Here is a 10829-nt window from a genome sequence, read left to right on the forward strand (position 1 = left end):
AAAAAGCGTCATGTCAAAAACGTAGACGCGCCCCCGTTGATGAGCCAACTCCAAGCTGGGGAGGCAATCGCCTTGATTCGAGTTCTTGTCGCCGATGATCACCATCTGGTAAGGACCAGCATCGCCCATCTGCTCAACGCCGAGGAAGGCATCACCGTGGTGGGTGAAGTCGCCGATGGCGAGTCAGCGGTGTTCCAGACCCGCCGGCTGCAGCCCGATATCGTGCTGATGGATATCCGCATGCCGGGTATCGGCGGCCTCGAGGCGACACGCAAGATCACCCGAGGCATGGATGATCCGCGCGTCCTGGTGCTGACGGCCTTCCTCGAGGAGGCCTTTGTTCAACGCCTGCTGGATGCCGGGGCCTCCGGCTTCATCAGCAAGGGGTCTCAGCATGACGAGATGGTCGCGGCCATACGCAGCGTCTTCGCCGGACAGCGCTATATCAGCCCCGAGATCGCCCAACGGCTTGTCCTCTCGCGGATCGATGGTCAGGAAAATCCCTTCGACCAACTTTCCCACCGGGAGCTGCAGGTAGCGATCATGATCGTCAACTGCCAGAAGGTTGCTGACATTTCCGACCGCCTTTTCCTCAGCCCCAAGACGGTCAACACTTACCGATACCGCATCTTCGAGAAACTCGGCGTGCATTCCGATGTGGAGCTCACCCACATGGGGCTTCGCTACGGCCTTGTCGACGGCTTCGCCAGCATCGAATAATGCCAGGAGACACCGCAAAGGCGCCCATGAGTTTCGATCCCCGCCGCTTCCTGGATACCGTCACCGAGTCACCCGGCATCTACCGCATGCTCGATGACCAGGGCGAGACCCTCTATGTCGGCAAGGCCAGGCGACTCAAGGCACGCCTGGCGAGTTACTTTCGCGGCGCCCTGAATACCAAGACCCAGGCACTGGTCGGCAGGATCGCCGACATCCAGGTCACGGTCACCAACAGCGAGATCGAGGCCCTGCTGCTGGAACAGACCCTGATCAAGGAACTGCGCCCGCCTTACAACATCCTGCTGCGCGATGACAAGTCATACCCCTTCGTCTTCGTCACCGACCGTCACCCCTTCCCGGCCCTGGAATACAAGCGCGCCCGCACGCGACGCGACGGTGGCCGCTACCTGGGCCCGTACCCCAGCAGCGGCGCAGTCCGCGAGAGCCTCTCCCTGATGCAGAAGATCTTTCGCATCCGCAACTGCGAGGACAGCGTCTTCGCCCACCGCAGCCGGCCCTGCCTGCAATACCAGATACACCGTTGCAGCGCTCCCTGCGTGGGCTACATCGATGAGGAGGAGTACCGGCGGGACCTGGAGCATGCCGTGCAATGTCTGGAAGGCAAGAGTGAAGTGGTTACCCGGGAACTGACCCGCGACATGGAAACCGCCAGCCAGGCTCTCGACTTCGAGGAGGCGGCCAGACTGCGCGATCAGGTTCAGCATCTGCGCCAGCTCCAGCAACGCCAGTTCGTCGACACCGCCGGTGGTGACGCCGACGTTCTGGCCCTGGCGAGCCGACCGGGGACCCTGTGCATCTCGGTGCTCAGCATCAGACAGGGTCGGCTGCTCGGGGCCCGCCACTACTCACCGAGCAATGGCCTGGACCTGCCGCCGGATATGCTGCTCGGTGATTTCGTCAGCCAGTACTACCTCGGCCAGGCCAGGGAGATCCCTGACGAGGTGATCACCGGCCATCCACTCCCGGACAACGACTTGATCGCCGAGGCGCTGAGCGAGCAGCCCGGCCGTCGCATCCGCCTGACCTCTCGGGTACGCGGCCACCGGGCCCAATGGCTGGAGCTCGCCCGCACCAATGCCGAACAGCAGTTGGCCGGCCAACTGGCCAACCAGACCCAGCTTTCCCGGCGTTTCGAGGCCCTGCGTGACCTCCTGGGGCTAGAAATGCCGCCACATCGCCTGGAATGTTACGACATCAGCCACAGCCAGGGGGAGGCGACCATCGCTTCCTGCGTGGTGTTCGACGAGAATGGTCCGCGCAAGTCCGACTATCGACGCTTCAACATCGAGGGTGTCGCCGCCGGTGACGACTATGCCGCCATGCACCAGGTCCTCACTCGGCGTTTTCGCCGCTTCGCCGAAGGAGAAGGCGAACGCCCGGACGTGCTGATCGTCGACGGCGGCAAGGGCCAGCTCAACATGGCCCGGGAGGTCTTCGACACCCTGGATGTCCAGGGCGTCATGCTGCTGGGTGTCGCCAAGGGCAGCACGCGCAAGGCCGGGCTGGAAACCCTCTTCGTCGAGACCGCCGACAACGCCCTCGACCTGGACGGCAACTCGCCGGCCCTGCATCTCATCCAGCATATCCGCGACGAATCCCATCGTTTCGCCATCGCCGGCCACCGCGCAAAGCGTGACAAGACACGTCGTACCTCGACTCTTCAGGAGATCCCCGGGGTGGGCCCGCGCCGGCGGCGCGAGCTGCTGCGATTCTTCGGCGGCATCCAGGGCATTCGGCAGGCCAGCCGCGATGAACTGGCCAGGGTTCCCGGTATCAGCGACACCCTTGCCGACGCGATTCATCGTGCCCTGCATGGATGACGGCGCCCAAGCTGGATAGAATAGTGCCTATTGAAGGCCCTATCCCATGGCAAGGACAGCATTTCGCGATGAACATCCCCAACCTGCTCACCCTGGCACGCATCATCTTCATCCCCTTGCTGGTGGTTCTCTTCTACCTGCCCTTTGCCTGGAGCATGCCACTGGCGGCCGCCCTCTTTGCCCTGGCCTCGATCACCGACTGGCTGGACGGTTACCTGGCTCGCCTCTGGGACCAGGCCACGCCCTTCGGCGCCTTCCTCGACCCGGTGGCAGACAAGCTGATGGTTGCCGTGGCCCTGGCGTTGCTGATCGAGCGTTACGAGGCCATCTGGCTGACACTCCCTGCCCTGGTCATCATCGGTCGCGAAATCGTGATTTCCGCCCTGCGCGAATGGATGGCCGAAATGGGCAAACGAGGTCAGGTCGCCGTGTCCTGGATCGGCAAGGTGAAGACCACTCTGCAGATGGTCGCCCTGCTGGTCCTGCTGGCCTTTGAACCCGGTACTTACCTGGCCTATCTAGGGGTCATCACCCTCTATGTGGCCGCCGGCCTGACGCTCTGGTCGATGATCCTCTACCTGCGTTCCGCCTGGCCTCACCTGAGCCGTTCCATGTGACGGAGCTCGGGGAAAAGCGTTTGACAGTCACCGACTTATCCGTATAATTCGCTGTCGAGTCGAGCGGGAATAGCTCAGTGGTAGAGCATCGCCTTGCCAAGGCGAGGGTCGCGAGTTCGAATCTCGTTTCCCGCTCCAGATTTTCCACCGAAAAACTCGACGAGGCTGGATGGCAGAGTGGTTATGCAGCGGACTGCAACTCCGTGTACGCCGGTTCGATTCCGACTCCAGCCTCCACTTCCCCCCGATTTCCTGCTCGACCCTCAGACGCCCGGATGGCGAAATTGGTAGACGCAAGGGACTTAAAATCCCTCGGTGGCAACACCGTACCGGTTCGAGTCCGGTTCCGGGCACCACCCCGCCCAGGCTTCACCTCTTTCAGCTTCCCCCGCCTCGAGCCAGGACTTCACCCACGTGGTGCCGCCGAGGATACCCGTGCCTACAGATCTCCCTATCCGCAGCGAACATGAGATTCTCATCATCGGTGGCGGCGTGGCCGGCCTTACCCTTGCCCTGGAAATCGCCGACAACCGTGGCGTGACTCTGCTGCGGCCGGCCAGCGACGACCTGGGTGCCAGCCGCTGGGCCCAGGGTGGCATCGCCGCGGTACTCTCTCCCGATGACGACATCGACGCCCATATTGCCGATACCCTGGTGGCGGGAGATGGCCTCTGCGACGAGGCAGCCGTGCGCTTCACCGTGGAGCAGGGACCTTCGGCCATCGACTGGCTGATCTCACTCGGGGTTCCCTTCACGCGAGACACCAACCCCGGGGCCAGCTATCCCTACCATCTGACCCGCGAAGGTGGCCACGGCGCTCGCCGCATCATCCACGTCGACGATGCCACCGGACGCGCCGTGATGGATACGCTGATGGCCCATGCCAAGGCCCATCCCGACATCACGATTCGAGGGGACCTCTCCGCTATCGGCCTGATCAACGACGCCGACGGCGTTTGCCGAGGCGCGCGTTGTCTCGATACCCGGGGTCAGCTGCATGAACTGCTCGCCGGGGACACCGTACTCTCTACTGGAGGCGCCAGCGGTCTCTACCGACACACCACCAGCCCGAGGCCCGCCAGCGGTGAAGGCATGATGATGGCCGCCGAACTCGGGGCAGAACTGATGAACCTGGAATTCCAGCAATTCCATCCCACCTGCCTCTACGACCCCGAGGGCCCGCCCTTCCTGATCAGCGAGGCGGTTCGCGGCGAAGGGGGCCTTCTGATCAATGCCCGGGGGGAGCGCTTCATGCCGGGGATCGATCCCCGCGCCGAACTGGCCCCCCGAGATATCGTCGCCCGAGCCATCGATGCCGAAATGCAGCGCACCGGCAGCGACCATGTCAGCCTGGATATCCGTCACCTCGGCGAAGCGGTCATCCGCCAGCATTTTCCCACCATCCAAGCCCACTGCCAGTCGCGCGACCTGGATATCACCCGCACCCCGATACCCGTCGTCCCGGCGGCCCATTACAGCTGCGGCGGCGTAACCAGCGACCTGAATGGCGCATCGACCGTGGCCCGGCTCTTCGCCATCGGCGAGGTCGCCTGCACCGGACTCCACGGCGCCAACCGCATGGCCAGTAATTCACTGCTGGAATGCCTGGTCTTCGCCAGGAGCTGTGCCCGTCGACTGGCCAAGGCAGCCCCGGCCTCGACGGCGGCGCTGGTGCCGGTCGACTGGGGCCGTCAGCCGCTTTCAGCGGAGACGATCTCCGGGAACCTTGCCACCATTCGCCAGGCGATGAGTACCCGGGTGGCGATCGTGCGACACGACCAGGGACTGGCCGAAGCCGCCGACATCCTCGACCGCCTCGTCGACGACCTTGGCCCGAAGGTGCGACAGGCTTCCCCCACGGTAGCCCTGGCGAGTCTCTGGCATGCCCTGCGCCTCGCAAGGCTCAGCATCTTTTGCGCCAGTAATCGTCGGGAATCTCGAGGCCTGCACTACAATCCGGACTGTCCCCACCATGCCCAGGCCAGGCCCACGGCATCGCGGATCCATTTACCGGGATTCAAGAAAGACTGAGAAGCTCGCGTCGCAAGGCGCGCAAGGAAGCCTTGTCGCTGCTGTCGGGCCATAACCAGAGGCGACGACCATCGAGCCTGAGGCCCACCAGCCAGGGACCCAGGTAGTCGCATTCCAGGTTGACCGAACGCCACGGGGACTCGGCATCGTCTCGCCAGGCCCAGTCGCCCTCTCCGGTAGCCCGATGAATGACCCACAAATCTCCCCGAGGTCGACCGGCAGCCACCAGGACGAGCAAACCTCCCATAAGCATGGCCGATATCAGGCCGACCAGGAGACCAGCGAAGCCAAACGCCAGCCCAACCACCCCCATGGCCAGCAGCAGATGGACGACCATGGCGAGCCTAGACGGGACGATGGACAGCGTTGTCGGCGTTCTCGGCATAATCCACGATCAACTTCACGAGGCGGCGCAAGGCCGGATCATCCGGAGTATCCCGGCGCATCAACCAGGCGAACAGGTCCTGGTCTTCCTGATCGATCAGCCGCCTGTAGATAGCCTGGTCCCCTTCGTCCAGGGCGTCATAGCATTGCTCGAGAAAGGGAATCAGCAGCAGGTCAAGTTCCCACATGCCTCGCCTAGAGTGCCAGTAGAGACGCTTGCGCTGGGCAGCGTCCTTGGAAGAATCTTCGCTCAACGTCGACCTCGTGAATCAGTATGAATGTACGACGAAGTATACCCGAGGACTCCCCCAACGGCAGCCGTACCTTGCCGCGCCGGCGACTTATCACTATTGCTTATCACTATTGAGAGTGTAGTTCGTTGTTTTATCGAGAGTTGCCCAGTATGCTCTAGGGAAACAGCAGTATGCTCTAGAGAAATAACCGTGCCGGCAAGACTCAGGCCCCAGGCATGAACGCATGGAGACAGCCGATGACCAAGTCCGAGTTGATTGAGCAGATAGCGATGCGACAGCCCGAGTTATCCCACAAGGATGTCGAAGCGGCAGTCAGGATGATCCTCGATGACATCACCGACACCCTCTCGGAAGGAGGACGAGTGGAGATTCGAGGATTCGGCAGCTTCTCACTGCACTACCGCGAGGCTCGCGTCGGTCGCAACCCCAAGACCGGCGAGCCAGTCGCACTCGACGGCAAATTCGTGCCACACTTCAAACCCGGCAAGGAACTACGCGAACAGGTAGATGCCAGCCGTGCCCTTGGATATTGACCGTTCAATCGGATCTTCACCGTGTCGTCACTCCGGTACCCAATAGAGGAAACAGGCCCATGCGTTGGCTCAAAGGCCTGATCCTGGCCATCATCCTGCTGTCGGTCCTGCTGGTCGGCATCCTGTTCGCCGTCAATAACCAACAGACCTTGCCGCTCAACCTGATCTGGATCGAACTTCCCGCCGCCTCGTTATCCGTCTGGCTGCTTGCCTCCCTGGCCGCCGGGGTCCTGCTCGGCATGGTGGCCATGATCGGCGTCTACCTGCGCCTGCGCACCCAGCTGACCAGCGCCCAGCGACACAACCAGCAACAGCGCAAGGAACTCGATCGGCTGAGAGTCCAGGAGATGAAGGAACTCCCCTGAATGCCCGATCCTCTGCTGCTGCTCCTGTTACTGGCAGCGGTCGCCACCGGCTGGTGGCTGGGCCGCCGCCAGCGCAGAAGATCCGATGATCCCGGCACCGCCTCAAGCCTCTCGCGGGACTACTTCGTCGGTCTCAACTACCTCCTCAATGACCAGCAGGATCGCGCGATCGAGACCTTCGTCGCCGCCCTGGAAGTCAACAGCGAGACCATCGATACCCATATCACCCTGGGTAATCTCTTTCGCTTGCGTGGTGAAGCCGACCGCGCCGTGAAGATCCACCAGAACCTGCTGGCCCGCCCGACCCTGAGCGTGACACAGAGTGAACGCGTCCAGCTCGAACTCGCCCGTGATTTCTTCCGACTGGGTCTCCTGGACCGTGCCGAGCGCCTGCTCCAGGGCCTGATACGCGATTCCCGGGATGCCGAATGCCAATATTCCGCCAAGCGATTGCTGGTCGATCTGCTGGAAAGGGAGGGCGAGTGGAACGGTGCGCTCGAGGTGGCATTGCCACAGCTGGCGGATCAGGACGAGGACATTCGCCGAGCCGCCGCCCACTGGCTATGTGAACTGGCCGAGCAGGAGCGCCATGAAGCGAGCCCCGGGCTCGCCCGAAAGCACCTTCGCCGGGCGTTGTCCACGGACCCTGGCTGCGTTCGTGCCAACCTGCTTCTGGCAGAACTCGAACACGACACCGGCCACTACAAGAAGGAGATCGGGATCCTCAAGCGCATTCCCGATCAGGATCCTGCCTACACGCCGACGATTCTGGCGTCCCTGGAGCGGGCCTACCGCCTGCTCGATAACGAACCCGGGTTGATCCGTTGTCTCCAGGAACTGGTCGACCGAGCCCCCTACACCAGCGTGGTCTTGATGCTCACCGATACCCTTCGCCAGCAGGACGGGAGTCAGGCGGCCAGCGCCCTGGTCAGTGAGCACCTGGAGCGGCATCCCAGCCTGGGCAAGGTCGACTGCCTGATGGAGCTCTATCGGCATGATGGCCAGGGCGCCACCCCCGAACGGCTCGATCTACTCAAGCGCCATACTCATACCCTGCTTCACGCCTTGCCACAGCATCGCTGCCGCCGCTGCGGTTTTTCCGGCGACCCGCTGCATTGGCTCTGCCCGCAATGCCGCAGTTGGGGAACCACCAAACCGATCACCGGTATCGAAGGCGATTAGCCAGGTCTCAGCTCTCGGCCAGTTCCGCCTCGATAGCGGCCAGCACCGCCATGGGATTCTCGGCCCGGGTCACCGGCCGCCCCACCACCAGATGCGTGCTCCCCGATACCATGGCGTCACGTGGTGTCATGACGCGACGCTGATCCTCGGCGGCGGCGAACGCCGGACGAATCCCCGGGGTGACCTTGAGAAAGTCCGCTCCGCACAGGTCGCGTAACCGGGACGACTCCCCCGCCGAACAGACCACCCCGTCCATGCCGCTGTCGCGGGCCAGCAATGCCAGACGCTCGACCTGCTCCCCAGCCGAGGCATCGACGCCCACCTCGGCGAGATCGTCATTCCCCATGCTGGTCAATACCGTGACGGCAATCAGCCGGGTGCTGTAACCATGGGCATCAAGACGGTCCCGGGCCGCCGCCATCATGCGACGCCCCCCACCCGCATGGACATTGACCATCCAGACGCCCTGTTCGGCCGCCGCTTGCACGGCGCCCGCCACGGTATTGGGAATGTCGTGGAATTTGAGGTCCAGGAAGACGTCGAACCCCCTTCCATGCAGGGCATCCAGGACCTCGGGGCCGCTGCGGGTAAAGAGTTCCTTGCCCACCTTGACCCGACATCGAGCCGGATCGAGCTGATCCGCCATGCACAGGGCGGTATCCAGGGAAGGGTAATCGAGGGCAATGATCAACGGTGAATCGAGAGGCACAGACCGGTCTCCAGTGACGTCATCCGGGTGGATAGCAAATCGCTGGCAGTATATCAGCCGGCCGCGACGGAAGACGTCAGAAAAGGATGACGCGCCAGCAGGTTGTTTTTTCCACAAGGTTGCCCGTCCAGGTACTCGAGAGTTGATGGAGATTTCCTACAGAAGCTGTAGGACCTGGACTACACCAGAAACCCTTTACTCAAGACTAGGTTTAGTAAGAGCAGGCGCTCAGCGTCTGGTCCAAGCCTTCGAAAATAAGGAGATGCGACATGAAAGCAATCACACAAGGATCCCTCGCCGCCCTGGTGTTCAGCATGATGCTCATGCTGTCCCCCCTGGCCGCCGTCGGTCAGGATCTGGCACCCATCAACGTCAATACCGCCAACGCGGAGTTGCTCGCCGAGCTGCCGGGTATCGGGCCCGTCCTCGCGGAGGCCATCATCGGGGAACGTGACGACAATGGCAGCTTCGAGAGCGCGGACGACCTGACGAGAGTCAGCGGCATCGGCGATGCCACCGTCGACGGCTTGCGCGATCAAGTGGAATTCTGACGACGCCTTATCACGTTTCGGAAATGTAACAGATAGACAGGACACCGCCGGCTGCCTTCGCTGCCGGCGGTGTCGTCACGTTCATCAGCCTATGCCATGTGTCAGAGACGCAGACCACCGTCACACTCGATGACACGACCGGTGAAATAGCGGTTCTCCATGATGAAGGCAACGCTCTCGGCGATGTCATCCGGCTGGCCGAGCCGACGCAAGGGAATACCGCTGGTCAGCTTGTCGAGCATGTCCTCACGCATCGAGGCGGTCATCTCGGTCTCGATGAAGCCCGGCGCCACTGCACCGACACGAATACCATAACGGGCCAGCTCTGCCGCCCAGGTGGTGGTCAGTGCCACCACGCCGGCCTTGGCCGCCGAGTAGTTGCTCTGCCCCATGTTACCCGCGCGGGAGATACTGGAGATATTGACGATGACGCCTTCCTTGCCCGATTCGATCATCTGGCAGGCCGCCTCGCGTCCACACAGGAAGACACCCGTGAGGTTGACGTCGATGACCTGCTGCCACTGCTCGACGGACATGGTCTTCACCACCTTGCCGTCCTCGGCCTTGACCATCAGGGCGTCGCGCACGATACCGGCATTGTTGACCAGGCCCCTGACGGGCCCCAGTGACGAGGCGATATCGGCGAAGGCCTTCTTGACCGAGGCATCATCGGCCACATCGACGAAAAAGCCGCGTGCCTCGATACCCGAGTCATGAAGTCCGTTCACCGCCTTGTCCAAGGCATCGCCATCGACATCCAGCAGCGCCACGGTGGCACCACGGTCGCCCAGCATGTGTGCCATCGCCAGGCCGAGCCCTTGGCCTCCGCCCGTGATGGCGATTACCGAATCCTTGAGTTCCATGTTCGCTTCTCCAATTCAAGGGGACGCAAGGCTCGCCGATGCAGGTACAGGTCCGGGGCGAGCCGGGCACCGATCGAGGTGACGTCCGGGGATGATTTACCTCTATTGTTGCACTGCAACATTTCTCATGGCAAATGAAAATCCGTCGAGTCCTGATCGACACCGTCCCCGCCGGTTGATTTTTCGCACCCCGCCCCCAACAAGATTGGAACCGTCACCCTGGAGCCATCATGCCGTTTCTTCTTGCCTTTACCCTGTTCGCGCTGCTGGATTTCGTCCTGCTCTTCTCGGTGGGAAGCCAGATCGGCTTGCTCATTACCCTCGCCCTGGTACTGGCCACCGGTTTCATCGGTCTGCACATGATTCGTCGCGAAGGCGTCGCCACCTTCGCCCGGGCCCGGGAGCGTATGGAGCGGGGAGAGATCCCCTCCAGCGAGCTACTCACCGGGGCCGCCCTGATTTTCGGTGGTGCCCTGCTCATGGCGCCGGGGTTTCTTTCCGACGCCCTGGGCTTCATCTGTCTGATACCCGATGCCCGTCGCCGGCTCGGTCGGTTGCTGGCCTGGCTCGGGGTGCGCCTGCAGGGCATTCACGGGGAAAGTGGTCGATCGCGGCCCGGCTCGGGGCCGGATGCGGATTGGCAACAGGCCGGTAAAGGGGACACGTCATTCCGGCAGCAACATGGCCGCACCAGGGAAGGGAGTCACGACGCCCCCCTGGAGGGTGACTTCATCCACCACGATGAACCACGCCGCTGAGTCGACTACTGATGAATTTTT

The 10829-nt window shown here is 62.6% G+C and carries 13 protein-coding genes and 3 tRNA genes; 12 read left to right on the forward strand and 4 right to left on the reverse strand.

The window, feature by feature from the left end; translation table 11 throughout:
* The first annotated feature begins 72 nt into the window (after nucleotides 1-72).
* The 7 genes from uvrY (at nucleotide 73) to nadB (ending at nucleotide 5209) form a co-directional block, all read left to right on the forward strand.
* Nucleotides 73-720, forward strand: a complete 648-nt coding sequence (uvrY, locus tag ACESMD_RS06400; protein WP_372611411.1) for a UvrY/SirA/GacA family response regulator transcription factor — start codon at nucleotides 73-75, stop codon at nucleotides 718-720.
* Between the two features lie 26 nt (nucleotides 721-746).
* A complete protein-coding gene (gene uvrC, locus ACESMD_RS06405; RefSeq protein WP_372611413.1) occupies nucleotides 747-2561 on the forward strand; it encodes an excinuclease ABC subunit UvrC in 1815 nt (604 codons plus the stop codon).
* Between the two features lie 68 nt (nucleotides 2562-2629).
* The gene (gene pgsA / locus ACESMD_RS06410; protein WP_372611415.1) at nucleotides 2630-3178 is read left to right on the forward strand and encodes a CDP-diacylglycerol--glycerol-3-phosphate 3-phosphatidyltransferase; all 549 of its coding nucleotides are present in this window, start codon (nucleotides 2630-2632) and stop codon (nucleotides 3176-3178) included.
* Nucleotides 3179-3241: 63 nt separating this feature from the next.
* A tRNA-Gly gene (locus tag ACESMD_RS06415) sits at nucleotides 3242-3316 on the forward strand.
* 25 nt (nucleotides 3317-3341) lie between these two features.
* A tRNA-Cys gene (locus ACESMD_RS06420) sits at nucleotides 3342-3415 on the forward strand.
* A 32-nt stretch (nucleotides 3416-3447) separates the two neighbouring features.
* Nucleotides 3448-3534: transfer RNA gene (locus ACESMD_RS06425), tRNA-Leu, on the forward strand.
* Between the two features lie 79 nt (nucleotides 3535-3613).
* A complete protein-coding gene (nadB, locus tag ACESMD_RS06430) occupies nucleotides 3614-5209 on the forward strand; it encodes an L-aspartate oxidase (protein WP_372611417.1) in 1596 nt (531 codons plus the stop codon).
* Here the strand turns inward: nadB and ACESMD_RS06435 are convergent.
* Both ACESMD_RS06435 and ACESMD_RS06440 read right to left on the reverse strand, forming a co-directional pair.
* Nucleotides 5196-5546, reverse strand: coding sequence for a hypothetical protein (locus ACESMD_RS06435; RefSeq protein WP_372611419.1), 351 nt, complete (start codon nucleotides 5544-5546; stop codon nucleotides 5196-5198). The two genes, nadB and ACESMD_RS06435, sit on opposite strands and share 14 nt — an antisense overlap.
* Nucleotides 5547-5553: 7 nt before the next feature.
* Nucleotides 5554-5847, reverse strand: a complete 294-nt coding sequence (locus ACESMD_RS06440; RefSeq protein ID WP_372611421.1) for a succinate dehydrogenase assembly factor 2 — start codon at nucleotides 5845-5847, stop codon at nucleotides 5554-5556.
* A gap of 236 nt (nucleotides 5848-6083) precedes the next feature.
* Between ACESMD_RS06440 and ACESMD_RS06445 the strand changes: the two genes are divergently transcribed.
* From ACESMD_RS06445 to lapB, 3 genes are read left to right on the forward strand one after another with little or no spacing between them, the layout of a single operon-like run.
* Complete coding sequence (locus ACESMD_RS06445) at nucleotides 6084-6380, forward strand: integration host factor subunit beta (protein ID WP_372611423.1); 297 nt, start codon at nucleotides 6084-6086, stop codon at nucleotides 6378-6380.
* Between the two features lie 59 nt (nucleotides 6381-6439).
* The gene (locus ACESMD_RS06450; protein ID WP_372611425.1) at nucleotides 6440-6745 is read left to right on the forward strand and encodes a lipopolysaccharide assembly LapA domain-containing protein; all 306 of its coding nucleotides are present in this window, start codon (nucleotides 6440-6442) and stop codon (nucleotides 6743-6745) included.
* Nucleotides 6746-7927: a lipopolysaccharide assembly protein LapB gene (gene lapB / locus ACESMD_RS06455; protein ID WP_372611427.1), complete on the forward strand. Its 1182-nt coding sequence runs from the start codon at nucleotides 6746-6748 to the stop codon at nucleotides 7925-7927. It begins immediately after the preceding gene.
* 7 nt (nucleotides 7928-7934) lie between these two features.
* Here lapB and pyrF read toward each other — a convergent pair whose 3' ends face one another.
* Nucleotides 7935-8636, reverse strand: a complete 702-nt coding sequence (gene pyrF / locus ACESMD_RS06460; RefSeq protein ID WP_372611429.1) for an orotidine-5'-phosphate decarboxylase — start codon at nucleotides 8634-8636, stop codon at nucleotides 7935-7937.
* A gap of 269 nt (nucleotides 8637-8905) precedes the next feature.
* Here pyrF and ACESMD_RS06465 point away from each other — a divergent pair, with 269 nt between their 5' ends.
* Nucleotides 8906-9187 (forward strand): ComEA family DNA-binding protein, encoded by a 282-nt coding sequence (locus ACESMD_RS06465; RefSeq protein WP_372611431.1) that lies wholly within the window; start codon nucleotides 8906-8908, stop codon nucleotides 9185-9187.
* A 101-nt stretch (nucleotides 9188-9288) separates the two neighbouring features.
* Here the strand turns inward: ACESMD_RS06465 and ACESMD_RS06470 are convergent, their stop codons facing one another.
* The gene (locus tag ACESMD_RS06470) at nucleotides 9289-10050 is read right to left on the reverse strand and encodes an SDR family oxidoreductase (RefSeq protein ID WP_372611433.1); all 762 of its coding nucleotides are present in this window, start codon (nucleotides 10048-10050) and stop codon (nucleotides 9289-9291) included.
* A 230-nt stretch (nucleotides 10051-10280) separates the two neighbouring features.
* Between ACESMD_RS06470 and ACESMD_RS06475 the strand changes: the two genes are divergently transcribed.
* Nucleotides 10281-10808, forward strand: coding sequence for an FxsA family protein (locus tag ACESMD_RS06475; RefSeq protein ID WP_372611435.1), 528 nt, complete (start codon nucleotides 10281-10283; stop codon nucleotides 10806-10808).
* Nucleotides 10809-10829: the final 21 nt, after the last annotated feature.

Source organism: Halomonas sp., from assembly GCF_041689495.1.
Lineage (GTDB): Bacteria > Pseudomonadota > Gammaproteobacteria > Pseudomonadales > Halomonadaceae > Halomonas.

What these genes read in the sequence shown, in the direction of transcription:
- pgsA (WP_372611415.1), top strand. Translation starts at nt 2,630, where the DNA reads ATGAACATCCCCAACCTGCTCACCCTGGCACGCATCATCTTCATCCCC.
- ACESMD_RS06470 (WP_372611433.1), bottom strand. Translation starts at nt 10,050, where the DNA reads ATGGAACTCAAGGATTCGGTAATCGCCATCACGGGCGGAGGCCAAGGG.
- ACESMD_RS06435 (WP_372611419.1), bottom strand. Translation starts at nt 5,546, where the DNA reads ATGGTCGTCCATCTGCTGCTGGCCATGGGGGTGGTTGGGCTGGCGTTT.
- ACESMD_RS06475 (WP_372611435.1), top strand. Translation starts at nt 10,281, where the DNA reads ATGCCGTTTCTTCTTGCCTTTACCCTGTTCGCGCTGCTGGATTTCGTC.
- uvrC (WP_372611413.1), top strand. Translation starts at nt 747, where the DNA reads ATGAGTTTCGATCCCCGCCGCTTCCTGGATACCGTCACCGAGTCACCC.
- ACESMD_RS06445 (WP_372611423.1), top strand. Translation starts at nt 6,084, where the DNA reads ATGACCAAGTCCGAGTTGATTGAGCAGATAGCGATGCGACAGCCCGAG.
- ACESMD_RS06450 (WP_372611425.1), top strand. Translation starts at nt 6,440, where the DNA reads ATGCGTTGGCTCAAAGGCCTGATCCTGGCCATCATCCTGCTGTCGGTC.
- lapB (WP_372611427.1), top strand. Translation starts at nt 6,746, where the DNA reads ATGCCCGATCCTCTGCTGCTGCTCCTGTTACTGGCAGCGGTCGCCACC.
- ACESMD_RS06465 (WP_372611431.1), top strand. Translation starts at nt 8,906, where the DNA reads ATGAAAGCAATCACACAAGGATCCCTCGCCGCCCTGGTGTTCAGCATG.